Raw genomic sequence first — 10,929 nt, forward strand, 5'->3', positions numbered from 1 at the left:
TGACGAAGGCTCGGGCCCCGTTGATCGTTCCCACGCTCTGCGTGGGAATGCAGCCCGGGACGCTCTGCGTCCCATTGGAACGCGGAGCGTCCCTTGAGGCATTCCCACGCAGAGCGTGGGAACGATCAAGATCAAAAGATCGCAGCCTTCGGCAGCTCCTACAGGGGGAATGTGTTTATCAGGGGACGCGTTGGAAGGCCAGACGCACGGTGGTGCCCTCGCCTTCGCGGCTGTCCAGGGTCACGCCGCCGCCAAAGCGCTCCATGATGCGTTTGACCAGCACCAGGCCGACACCGAGGCCGCCAGACTTGGTGGTGAAAAACGGCCGGAAGGCCATGGTGCGTTGTTCCTCATTCATGCCTTTACCGGTGTCGCTGAGTACCACGCACACACCACGTTCATCACTCGGCTCAAGGCTGACGGTCAGCGTGCCGCCCTTGTCCATCGCCTCCAGCGCATTGGCCAGCAGGCTGTTGAGAATCTGCGTCAACTGCACCGGTTGGCTCAGCACCATCGGCGTATTTTGTGGATGGAACACCACCTGCACGCCGGCCTTGGCAATCTGCTGCTCGAAGGCGACAAGACTCTCGTGCAGCGCGGCGACGAGGTTCACCGGTTCCGGCTCATCGTTGAGCGGACGCAGTGACTGCAGCAGCTCGCGCACCCATTTCGACATGCGGTCAACCTGACCGATGATGTCCTTGATGTTCTTCTCGGCCGGGCCGGCGTCGAACTCCAGCGCCAGTTCGGCGCTGGAACGGATGGTCGCCAGTGGATTGCGCAAACTGTGCGCCACGGCGGAAGACATCTCGCCCAACGCGACAAAGGTTTCATTGGCAATCAGTTGCTTTTGCTGGGCCGCGAGCAGAATCGCCGCGCGCCGCACGATCCAGTACAAACCCAGATAAATCAGCCCGCCGCCAAGCGCGGTGGCCAGCCAGATCAGCGTCAGCCCACGTTCCATGCGGGCGATCAGGTCTTTGGGCTCCTTGTAGATCTCGACCATCGCCGTGACGTTCTGGCCCTCGGCGTCGAACAGCGGGATGTAGTTTTCGATGAAGATGTAATCCGGCGGGATAATGAACTTCTGTTCCTCGCGGGCCTTGTCGACGTCGTGGTAGCTGGCGGAGACCGGAATCTTTTCGTCGAAGGCGCGATCGAGGTCTTCATCGGCATGGATGCTGGTACCGATCAGCACCGGGTTGGTCGACCAGATCACCTGGCGGTCCGGCGCATAGATGTTGGCGAGGATCACGTCCGGCAAGTGTTCGATGTGATCGAGAAATTCACCCCGCGCACCGGCCCGGGCCTGCGGGTCGACATCGGGGAAATCCTTGTCCTGGCGTGGATCGAGCAATTCGCCCATGGTGCGGATGTTGGGAATGGACACGTGGCGCACTTCGGCCGCAGCAATGGCCTGGATGAACTGCGCCGTGAGCAAGGCATCGCGTTGCACGCTTTCTTCGATCACGAACCGCGTCGACACCGCCCCGAGCGCCACGGCCACGGTGCCGATCACCGCCATGCTGATCAGCGAAAACCAGCCCAGCAGGTTGAACGGCTGCTTGCGCGAGCCCAACCGTAGATTGCCCTCCTCGACCGGTAGCGATTTCGACTGCATGTTCATGGCGGCGACTTCTCTTTACGTCCCTATAGGGTTATAGCCCACGGATGGGGGTTTGCCCGGATGCGGGGATATCGACCCGATAACACCGCCCCCACGAACACCAAAGAACCTTGTGGGAGCTGGCTTGCCAGCGATGGCGGTTTGTCTGTGCCGAGGATGTCGACTGATCCACCGTCATCGCTGGCAAGCCAGCTCCCACAGGGTTCTCGGTCGTTCACACATCTGGTGTTCACCGAAGAAACTTGTGGGAGCGAGCTTGCTCGCGAAGGCGGCAGTTCAGTCGACATTTTCATCACAGGAAGTCCGCCTTCGCGAGCAGGCTCGCTCCCACAGGTTCTTTATCCGACAGATGTTCAGTGGTCATCCCCCCACCTTCCCCAATCCTGGGGAATGACGCCCTTTCCCCGCTGAGCAAAAATCTCACTTTCATACCCGCCAACCCCTCTAACCCGGCCATCTCCCGCCCATCCACCGCACCTTGGCATGGAAGGTGTACAGGCCCTCTGCAACTGACCCATCCCCAAGGGACAGGTACTTTGATAGAGGGATTAACTCATGCACCCTTTACTGTCCAAAACCGCGACTGTCCTGGTCGTGAGCGCCTTGGCCCAGGGCATTGCTCAGGCCGCTTTGTTTGCCGTTGACCCCGGCCCGTACGCACCGGCCAATGGCGGTTTCGCCAGTTGGTATCAGGACACTCACGGTCGCACGCTGGATCTGTGCCTGTCCAAAGCGCTCAGCTCCCGAGTACCCAGTGCTCCCGGCGCACCTTCGTACATGTGTTCGCTACTGCCCACCCCCGGCGTGTTCGATGACGCCCAGCCGATCGTCTTCCCGAGCAACTTCCCCGATGAAGCGTTCTGGTTCACCGGTGAAACCACGCTCGTCGATGCCGCACGGGGGATTGATCTGACCTACGTCAGCGCCATCGAAGCCGCGTTCGCCGCCGAAGAACCGGTGGAAGGCGATCAAGTCAGCTTCGCCCGAATCCGCATTCGTGTTGACGTGCCCACTGCCGGCACCTACGTCATCACCCACCCGTATGGCGTCGACGTGTTCAACATCGACACCCCCGGTCGCCGCGCGATCAACATGACCCGCGACATCGGTATCGGCACGCCGAAAACTTACGACGGCGCGCTCAAGGGTGACATCGGCCCGTTCCTGCGCAGCGTCAACGGTCCGTACACCGAGACCAACCCGGTGACCGGTGCGGCCGAACAATTCGTCGGCGACCCTAACTTGTCCGAAGCAGTGACCGGCAGTCCGTTCAACACCAACTACGTGCGCATCGAAGGCCCGAACGGTCTCGACCTGCGTTCCACCACGTTCGCGGTCTCCGGCAAGTTGTCCACCGTGGTGCGGCCAACGCCGATGATCACCCAACGCAGCACTTACTCGCGCAAAGCCGGGACCAGCGCACCGGTGGCCCAGCAGGATGTATTCGTCCTCGCACCACCAGCGCCCGGCACCGTCGCCGTGACCAGTTTCACCCCGGTGCTGAACATGACCGAAGCCAACTCCACCGGTGCCTGGTACGCGCAATCGTCGGCCAACCCGACCGTGCCGAGCGTCCTGCAAGTGACCGCCGACAACCACTTGGCCATCGCCAGCAGCACGCCGACCACCCTGCCCATGAACCTGACTGACCTGGTGGTGATCCAGAGCGCCCAATACAGCTTGAGCTCCGGACAACTGACCGTGGTGGCCTCGACCAGTGACGAAACCTCGCCACCGGTACTCACCGCCACTTCCGGCAGCGGCGCCGCCATCGGTGCGCTGAGCGGCGACGGCGCGGTGAAAAGCCTGGCCACCGGGATCTCGCCGATACCGCCGGCCAAGGTCCGCGTGACGTCGTCCAACGGCGGCAGCGACACCGAAGAAGTGGTCATCGTGCAATGAACGCTCACATGCCCAGATCCGCATCAGGAGGCATCATGAACAAGTGGCCACGCTTTGCGCTCAACGCGCTCGGGCTCGCTCTCTCGCTGACCGGCAGTGCCTATGCGCAACTCGCCGCCGTCGACCCCGGCCCCTACACCTTCGCCACCGGGAAATTCCCGATGTGGTATCAGGACAGCAATAACCTGTCGATGGAACTGTGCCAGTCGCGCGCCGCCAGTTCGCGCGTCGGCGTCACCACGCCACCGGCCTACATGTGCACCCTGCTGCCGGAACCGGGCATCTTCGATGACAGCCTGCCGATGGTGTTCCCCGATAACTGGCCGCCGGAAGCCTTCTGGTTCCTCGCCGAAACCGCTATCGCCAACAACGGCGCCGGCTTTGGCATGGACGCTTATGTGGCCGGTATAGAAGCGGCGTTTGCCTCGGAAAATCCGGCTGACGGCGATCAACAAAGCTTCGCGCGGATTCGTATCCGGGTGAACGTCCCTGTGGCCGGCACCTACGTCATCACTCACCCGTATGGCGTCGAAACCGTCAACGTCACCACCCCAGGGCGGCGCGCGATCAACATCACCAAGGACATCGGCATCGGTGCGCCGGGCGATTTCAGCGGCACGCTCAACGGCGCTATTGGGCCGTTCCTGCGCAGCGTCAACGGCCCCTACACTGAAGTGAACCCGGACACCGGCGGCGTCGAAACCTTCGTCGGCGATCCGAACCTCACTGAGGCGGTAACCGGCAGCCCCTTCAACACCAACTTCGTGCGCATCGTCGGGCCGTCCGGCGCGGGTACCATTCAGACCACACTGTTCACCGTCGCCGGCAAGGTGCTCGACAGTCGTCAGCAAACCCATGTCGACATCGACCGCGCCACCTATCGCCGCACTTCGGCGGGTGTGCGTGCCGAAGTGTTCGCCAAGGCTGACAGCAGCTCGACCCTGTGCTTCCGCGAAACTGTGGCGCTGCTTCCTGGCCCACCACCAACGCCTTGCCAGACCAGCCTGACCGGTGACAACACCGGGCTGTTCTTCGGCCAGCGCCTGGGCAACGGCACCTTGCCGTCAGTCGTCGTCGTGACCGCGACCAACCCGGCCGGGACCACGCGCCCGACCTCGGTGTCGAGCAAGCTCACCGACGTGGTGAAAGTGCAGACTGCGCGCTACAACTGGGCCAACAAGACCCTGTTGATCGAAGCGACATCGACCGATGAAGTGGCGATCCCGGACATGGTTGCGCAAGGCTACGGACGCCTGTCGAAAACCGGCACCCTGCAGCGCATCACCGTCGCCGACCTGACCCAGCCACCGGCTACCGTGACGGTGAAATCCGCCGCTGGCGGCAGTGACACCGAGCCGGTTGTCGTGGTCGGCAGCGCACCGGACACTGGTGAAAACCAGGCACCGATCAGCAATGCCGACACCGGCAGCACCAGCTTCGGCGTGCCGATCACCCTCAGCCTGTTGACCAACGACAGCGATCCCGACGCTAATAATCCGCTGAGCATCACCGCGTTGACCCAACCCGCGGCCGGCCAAGGCACCGTCGCCCTCAGCGGCACCGCCGCCGTGGTCTACACGCCGCCAGCCGTGGTCAACACGCCACTGACTACCACCTTCACCTACAAAGCGCAGGACGCCAAAGGCCTGGCCTCGGCCAACCCGGCGACCGTGACGATTACCGTCGCGCCGAACCGGGCACCGACCGCCGTCGCCGACAGCGTCGCCACGCTGGGTGTGGCGATCCCGATCAACGTGCTGGCCAACGACACCGATCCGGAAGGCAACGTGCCGCTGGGCGTCGCCAGCCTGACCCAACCGGCCGCCGGCCGTGGCACGGTCAGCACTGACGGCACGGTGATCACCTACACGCCACCGGCCACCGTGACCACGGCGTTCACCACGACCTTCACCTACATCGCCCGGGACAGCTTCGGCGCCCTGTCGACGCCAGCCACGGTCACCGTGCAGGTGTCGCCACGGCCAGCAGCGGAAACGTTCACCGTCACCGCTTCTACGGTGCAGGCACGCTCCGGCGGTCGCTTCAACTGGGACTTCACCGGCACCTCGTCAGTGACCACCGGCAACACCATCACCGTGCAGGTCACCACCCCGACCGGGCTGGTCACCCTCGGCACCACCACCGTACCGGTCACCGGACGCTGGCGGCTGACGCTGAACAACACGACGGTAGTGCCATCGGCCAACCCGACCGCGACGATCCGCTCGTCCCAGGGCACCGTGCGCACGGTCTCGGTGACCACGCTGTAAGCCTGATCCCCAGCCACTCGCGGGTGGCTGGGGCTGAATTGAAACCGGTTAACGCCTGACAGGATGTGAGCCATGAACACGCCGACCGCCGCCCTGCTTTGCCTGCTTCTGCTGTGCAGCACGGCAGGCGTGCGCGCCGACGACCTGATGGACAACGACGACCTGGCCCCGACCAGCAGCGACCTCGGCGAACTGCCCCCACCCGTGGGTCAGCAAGCCCTGATCGACCAGCTCGGCCAGGCCAACGTCGCCCTGCTGCAACAGAACGGTCAGTCGCTGCTCGGGCAGATCGTGCAATCGGGCAGCAATCAGGAAGCGTACATCCTGCAACAAGGCAGCGACCTGATGGCGCTGATCAACCAGAACGGTTCCGGCAACGCCGCTTCCATCACCCAAAACGGCAGCCACAACCGCGCGCAGATTTCGCAAAACGGCAACAACAACGACGCCAGCATCGAGCAGGCCGGCGCGGGGCTGCAAAGCGCCGTGACCCAGTCGGGCAACGGCATGAGCGTTTCGGTCAAGCAATATCGCTAAGCACTGCACATCATCGGAGAGTTCATCATGTTCAAACTGACGCCCCTCACCGCCGCCATCCTGGTCATGATCAGTGCCCAGGCGATGGCCGACGACAGCCTTTCCAACCAAAGCCAGGTCGGTACCGCCAACATCGCCGACGTGAAACAGACCCAGGCGCCGTTCAGCACTGCCACCCAGACCCAACTGGGCCAGGGCAACGACGCCGCCGCCGTGCAAGACCACGCCAGCAGCGTGATCACCCAGGACGCCGTCGGCGACTACAACGCCGGTTACGCCGAACAACTTTACGAAGACAACGCCACCATCACCCAGCAACAGGTCGGCGCCTTCAACACCGCCCACGCCAGCCAGTCGTTGGGCTTCGGCTCACCGAACAGCGCGCTGCAACAGCAGCAAGGCACCGGCAACTTCTCGTTCATCTATCAGGATTCGCAGAACGGCAGCGAAGGCAAAACTTTCCAGTTCGGCGACAGCAACGAAGCCAACATCGAACAACTCTATGAAGGCAGCGGCAACAGCTCGGTGATCACCCAATACGGCACCGCCAACTACGGCACCGCCGAACAGGTCACCCATAACGGCGGGCAGATCGGCATCAACCAGGCCGGCGAAAGCAACTACGCCTACGGCGACCAGCGCAACGGCACCGGCGGCAACATCACCATCAACCAATTCGGCAACCTCAACGGCAGCGAAATCTGGCAAGACGCGCAACTCGCAAGCCAGGCCACCGTCAACCAATACGGCGACAGCAACGAAACCGTGGTCGACCAAAGCTTCGGCGAAAACACCAACGCCGCCGTCACCCAGGTCGGCAACAGCAACGCGATCTACGCCGACCAGTTTGAATCGGTCAACTCGACGCTGGCGCTGTATCAAGTCGGCAACGGCAACGTCCACTACACCTACCAGAGCGGCGACGGCCACACGCTCAGCGCCACCTCCGTGGGCAACGACAACAAGGTCTACGCCAGCAACTGGAAAGGCCCGCAATCGGGTGGACAGTTCGGCAGCAACCAGCGCGCGACCGTCACTCAAGCGGGCAATGGCAACATTGCCAGCTTCACTCAGGATGGCGTCGGGCATGTGATGACCACGCACCAGACCGGGACTGGCAACAAGACCACGGTCAGTCAGGCGGAGTCGTATAACGAGCTGTATTTTGATCAGAATGGTAGCGACAACATCTTGATCTCGGATCAACGCGGCACGGGCAACCTGGTGCAGGGTTCTTCGAATGGCACCGGCAACAGTGCTGAGTTTGATCAGTCCGGGTCTGGCAACCAGGCGTATACCGCGCAGTTGTATGGCAGTGACAACATGATCACGGTGAAACAGGCGGACACGATGAACGTGGCGTACGTGACCCAGGGCGGCACGGGGAACATTGCCAATGTCGATCAGAGTGGGGTGACGCAGACGGCGAATATTCAGCAGTTCGGGTCGGCTAACCAGGCGACGGTGTTGCAGCAGTAGGGGTTGGGTGTTGATGGGCCGCGATTCTCTGGTGAGGGGGGTCGCGGTTTTTTTGTGTCCGTAGGACCGATCAACGACACGCGTTGTTTAAAGCCCAGACGCGCCACGTCCTACAGAAAAATGAATGGTTTATGGAAAAGCTGCACGTTTTCCTACCACGTCTAGCGGTTGGCCGTCGGAAGCGCAGCGACTAGGATTTTTCGGGACAACCTGAACCCTACGGAGCTCGACCGACGTGCAAATCATCCAGACAACCACGACAACATTCCCCTTACCGAATAGACTTCCAGGCATTGATCCCGGAGGTGCCATGAGCGACCCAAAGATGATTGACCCGCTATGCCCAGTCGTCTCGGATCTTGATCCTGAAGAACAGGCTGCGAGCTATGACCGCTGGTTCAGGGCGGAAGTACAAGCGTCTCTCGATGATCCGCGTCCGAATCTTTCGCATGAACAAGTAATGGCCGAGATACATGCCTTGATCAAGGCAAAAGACAATGGTTTCGAGGCCGATTGAGTGGAGGCCCGAAGCACGGGCGAAGCTGGTAACAGTGCTCGAATACATAGTCGAAAGGAATGTTGGAGCAGCCAAAGAGATCTTGAAGGCAGTTGGAAAGGCCATAGCTTATCTTCCTGATCATCCCTATCTCTATCGATCAGGCCGGATCACCGGCACTCGGGAGATCGTAGTCAATTCCAGCTATCTGATCATCTACCGAGTGACGGATCGGATCGAGATCGTGAACGTTCTGCATGCGCGTCAGGAGTATCCGAGACGCGATTCTTTCTAAGCCATTCATCAACAAAAAACCGCGCTGCCTTCAGGAGCGCGGTTTTTTATTGGGAACAGATAATGTTGTGCAGCTACTTTTCAAAAGGAAACGGGGAATGGTTGGGTGATCTATTCTCGTCAAACCAAATATTAAGGAGCAAAGATGAGAGCGCCTCTACTCACCCTACTCTGTCCATTGCTCCTATTTTCACTGAGCAGCAACGCTAACGCCGGAACTGATACGGATGATTATATCTGCACGATAGAGCGGGTTTCGCAGGCCACAGGTGATGTCGGATCTACTTACGAACTACTCAACAAAGTCTTCGTAGGTCGACAATTCACTGTTGATCGAGCCTCAGGAGCAACCATCGGCACCCTGAAAAACTCATTGAACTCAAAACCAAAGGTTATCGATCCCGGAAGCTCTGAAAACTCCTTCAAGGCTGTCTCTGCAATTACAGCCTCTCAAAAATTTCCTGGGACACTCGTCACTGCCCTGAATGTAATGGAGTTTGTGGATGGTGAAAAAAAGCCATTCAATTACATGATCAATGACGAGGTTTACTTTGGAACCTGTGTTTCTTTCTAAGAACCTGCAGTCATTTTCTGTAAAAAGAGTTCCAGCGTACGGCGAGGGCGCTTAAGCGTGCAGTTCTACGTGATCGAGGTCTCAAGTTTTGATCGTTTCCGTGCAGAGCGTGGGAACGATCAATGTGGGGCATCGTGGCTTCTTCGCGCAAAGCCTCACGAGCCTCATGTTTGATCCGTAGCTCGGCCATCAACGCCTTCATATCTGCCATTACCTGCTCATTCGGAATGCTGGGGCGCGGGTCTTCGAGCGATTTCTGGACTTTGGCACGGAACCAGCGGTCGTAGCTGGCGGCCTGCTCTTCGCTTTCGAACTCTGCAATGGTTGTGGAAAACAGGGGATCCATGGTGCCTCCGGACTGAGGGTAAAAACGCAATCTCTGTTATTGATCGTTCCCACGCTCTGCGTGGGAATGCCTCTCGGGACGCTCCGCGTTCCAACTTGCGAATTTGACGCAGAGCGTCAGGGGCGGCATTCCTTTGCTGCGCGTGGGAACGATCTAATTAGCCATCCTTCAACTCGACGTGATCCAGCGCTTGATTCACCGCAAGTTCGCCCAGCATGACGACTTGAGCGATGCCCAAGGCGGTTTTGCGCTGTGAGGTTTCCAGGGAGGCAGCGAAGTTGATGAGCATTTCGCTGGCCGAGCCTAGGGTTTCGCTGGCGTTGGCGAGCAGGGATTCGGTGTTGTACCTGGGGTTGGCGAGGTACATGGGTTCCGGCTCGTTGGTGCTGGACATGATGTGAGGTGTGGGGTTGAGATAGAAATCGAGGGCACGGTCGGCGGCTTCGTGGAGTTTTTTGCTGTCGACTGAGGCGTAGGGGGATGTGGTGTTGGTGTCTGATTCTGGGGGATTGGGTGTTGGCTTTTTCATGATTATTTACCCTGTATGACGGTTATAGCTGGCCCCCCATTCGGTTTCCAAGCGAATAGGTGGCAGCTGTACGCAGGTTGGAAACCCGGGACAGAGGCAACCCGGCAGACACAAGGTCTCCCACGCACAGCCGCCATAACAAAGTGCACACAGTCAGGTGCGCAAGGATACGTTATGAATGGCGCTTGTGCGCTCTGTAGTTACTCGGGTTTCCACGCCCGGTCACTGAATTGGCAGCGACGAACACAGGCTAGAGACCGGACGTCCGACGGACAACCTGAAAACCTTGTGGGAAGGTTCCGCTGATTCAGACACTTCTTTAAACACACTTCAAATCGCAGCCCTCACCCTAACCCTCCCGAAACGTCGGACCGCCCGGAGGGAGAGGGAACTGACCGAGGTGTTTGGGTGAGGTACGCCGACGTGAAATACCGAGCTGAACTCAGATTTTGAAGCGTTGAAGCAAGAGCCCCTCACCCTGGCCCTCTCACGGAGGGAGAGGGGACTGACCGAGTGGTTTGGGAGAGGTACGCCGACGTGCGATACCCCGTTGAACTCAGATTTTGAAAGGCCCACAAATCGGCTCCCTCTCCCTCGGGAGAGGGCTGGGCGGGCGGCGTTCCGATGAGGGGCAGCAACAACGCAAATCAAAAGCCGAGCACGCTGTTGCTCCTCACCACTCAACAGGATGAGCGTTAGCTCGGCTGCGGCTTTTGATCTGTAAGGCGACATCGGAAGGCTGAGCGGAGGGATTGATCCGGGCGTGGGAGCGCAGCGACCGTTTGGCGCAGCCAAACACAGCGAGAGGAGGTGCAGCGCAGCAAACCGTAGGCGCTGCGCCCGGATCGATCCCGGAGCGAAGGAACCCCGAGCCC

General features: G+C 60.2%; 9 protein-coding genes and 1 pseudogene. 7 read left to right on the forward strand and 3 right to left on the reverse strand.

Annotated features, from left to right (window positions below):
• Window positions 1-178 precede the first annotated feature (178 nt).
• Window positions 179-1,627 carry a sensor histidine kinase gene (locus tag WA225_RS20365; protein ID WP_422609325.1) on the reverse strand — a complete coding sequence of 483 codons (1,449 nt, stop codon included), beginning with the start codon at window positions 1,625-1,627 and terminating at the stop codon, window positions 179-181.
• 555 nt (window positions 1,628-2,182) lie between these two features.
• Between WA225_RS20365 and WA225_RS20370 the strand changes: the two genes are divergently transcribed.
• The 7 genes from WA225_RS20370 (at window position 2,183) to WA225_RS20400 (ending at window position 9,179) form a co-directional block, all read left to right on the forward strand.
• A complete protein-coding gene (locus WA225_RS20370) occupies window positions 2,183-3,529 on the forward strand; it encodes a hypothetical protein (RefSeq protein ID WP_422609326.1) in 1,347 nt (448 codons plus the stop codon).
• Window positions 3,530-3,564: 35 nt separating this feature from the next.
• Window positions 3,565-5,799: an Ig-like domain-containing protein gene (locus tag WA225_RS20375; RefSeq protein WP_422609327.1), complete on the forward strand. Its 2,235-nt coding sequence runs from the start codon at window positions 3,565-3,567 to the stop codon at window positions 5,797-5,799.
• A gap of 72 nt (window positions 5,800-5,871) precedes the next feature.
• Window positions 5,872-6,336: a curlin gene (locus WA225_RS20380; protein WP_008077339.1), complete on the forward strand. Its 465-nt coding sequence runs from the start codon at window positions 5,872-5,874 to the stop codon at window positions 6,334-6,336.
• 27 nt (window positions 6,337-6,363) lie between these two features.
• Complete coding sequence (locus WA225_RS20385; protein ID WP_422609328.1) at window positions 6,364-7,815, forward strand: curlin; 1,452 nt, start codon at window positions 6,364-6,366, stop codon at window positions 7,813-7,815.
• A 310-nt stretch (window positions 7,816-8,125) separates the two neighbouring features.
• Complete coding sequence (locus WA225_RS20390) at window positions 8,126-8,332, forward strand: antitoxin (protein ID WP_422609329.1); 207 nt, start codon at window positions 8,126-8,128, stop codon at window positions 8,330-8,332.
• A complete protein-coding gene (locus WA225_RS20395; RefSeq protein ID WP_081265248.1) occupies window positions 8,313-8,606 on the forward strand; it encodes a type II toxin-antitoxin system RelE/ParE family toxin in 294 nt (97 codons plus the stop codon). Before WA225_RS20390 ends, WA225_RS20395 begins: the two co-directional genes overlap by 20 nt.
• Before the next feature lie 144 nt (window positions 8,607-8,750).
• The gene (locus tag WA225_RS20400) at window positions 8,751-9,179 is read left to right on the forward strand and encodes a hypothetical protein (protein ID WP_422609330.1); all 429 of its coding nucleotides are present in this window, start codon (window positions 8,751-8,753) and stop codon (window positions 9,177-9,179) included.
• Between the two features lie 160 nt (window positions 9,180-9,339).
• On the opposite strand, the pseudogene WA225_RS20405 reads toward WA225_RS20400, so the two are convergent.
• Window positions 9,340-9,525 (reverse strand): annotated as a pseudogene (locus tag WA225_RS20405) (antitoxin); the annotation flags it as partial.
• A gap of 157 nt (window positions 9,526-9,682) precedes the next feature.
• Window positions 9,683-10,054, reverse strand: coding sequence for a DUF6124 family protein (locus WA225_RS20410; protein ID WP_093439225.1), 372 nt, complete (start codon window positions 10,052-10,054; stop codon window positions 9,683-9,685).
• Between the last annotated feature and the right edge of the window lie 875 nt (window positions 10,055-10,929).

It is taken from the genome of Pseudomonas sp. (assembly GCF_049300855.1).
In the GTDB taxonomy this organism is placed as follows: Bacteria; Pseudomonadota; Gammaproteobacteria; order Pseudomonadales; family Pseudomonadaceae; genus Aquipseudomonas.

Coding starts and splice junctions, on each gene's coding strand:
- WA225_RS20375 (WP_422609327.1), top strand. CDS start 3,565: ATGAACAAGTGGCCACGCTTTGCGCTCAACGCGCTCGGGCTCGCTCTC.
- WA225_RS20410 (WP_093439225.1), bottom strand. CDS start 10,054: ATGAAAAAGCCAACACCCAATCCCCCAGAATCAGACACCAACACCACA.
- WA225_RS20385 (WP_422609328.1), top strand. CDS start 6,364: ATGTTCAAACTGACGCCCCTCACCGCCGCCATCCTGGTCATGATCAGT.
- WA225_RS20365 (WP_422609325.1), bottom strand. CDS start 1,627: ATGAACATGCAGTCGAAATCGCTACCGGTCGAGGAGGGCAATCTACGG.
- WA225_RS20390 (WP_422609329.1), top strand. CDS start 8,126: ATGAGCGACCCAAAGATGATTGACCCGCTATGCCCAGTCGTCTCGGAT.
- WA225_RS20380 (WP_008077339.1), top strand. CDS start 5,872: ATGAACACGCCGACCGCCGCCCTGCTTTGCCTGCTTCTGCTGTGCAGC.
- WA225_RS20400 (WP_422609330.1), top strand. CDS start 8,751: ATGAGAGCGCCTCTACTCACCCTACTCTGTCCATTGCTCCTATTTTCA.
- WA225_RS20370 (WP_422609326.1), top strand. CDS start 2,183: ATGCACCCTTTACTGTCCAAAACCGCGACTGTCCTGGTCGTGAGCGCC.
- WA225_RS20395 (WP_081265248.1), top strand. CDS start 8,313: ATGGTTTCGAGGCCGATTGAGTGGAGGCCCGAAGCACGGGCGAAGCTG.